The sequence below is a fragment of the Deinococcus pimensis DSM 21231 genome (assembly GCF_000519345.1).
GTDB lineage: Bacteria > Deinococcota > Deinococci > Deinococcales > Deinococcaceae > Deinococcus_A > Deinococcus_A pimensis.
The window spans coordinates 8,228-8,720 of sequence record NZ_KI912629.1 but is presented as its reverse complement, the minus strand read 5'-3'; the positions used below and the strand labels follow the sequence as shown (position 1 = coordinate 8,720).

The following is a 493-nucleotide window of genomic DNA, read 5'->3' as shown; positions in this document are numbered from 1 at the left end:
GTGCGGCAGGCGCGGCTCCTGCACGACGCGCCGCCGGGCCGGGGGCGGGCGGTGACGCTCGTGATGAGCGGCCCGAGCGGGACGGGCAAGACGACCGCGGCGGAGGCCGTCGCGAACGAGCTGGACCTCGACCTGTACCGGGTGGACCTCTCGCGGGTGGTGGACAAGTACGTCGGGGAGACGGAGAAGCGCCTCGGGGCGCTGATGGACGCGGCGGAGGGCGGGGGGTGCGTGCTGCTGTTCGACGAGGCGGACGCTTTGTTCGGTCGGCGCGGGGAGGTCCGCGAGGCACGCGACCGCTACGCGAATCACGGCGTGAACTTCCTGCTGCAGCGTCTGGAGTCCTTCCACGGGCTGCTGGTGCTCACGACGAATCTGGAGGGTGACCTCGACGAGGCGTTCACGCGCCGCGTGCGGATCGTGGCGCGCTTCCGGCCTCCGTCGCGCGAGGAGCGGGCGCGGGCTGTGGCGCGCGGCCCTCCCCCGGGACGCG

1 protein-coding gene is annotated in these 493 nt (G+C 74.0%); it reads left to right on the top strand.

The genetic code is table 11. The features are described 5' to 3' along the window. The coding region (locus DEIPI_RS38880; RefSeq protein ID WP_169737014.1) for an ATP-binding protein at positions 1 to 493 on the top strand (493 nt) is incomplete at both ends.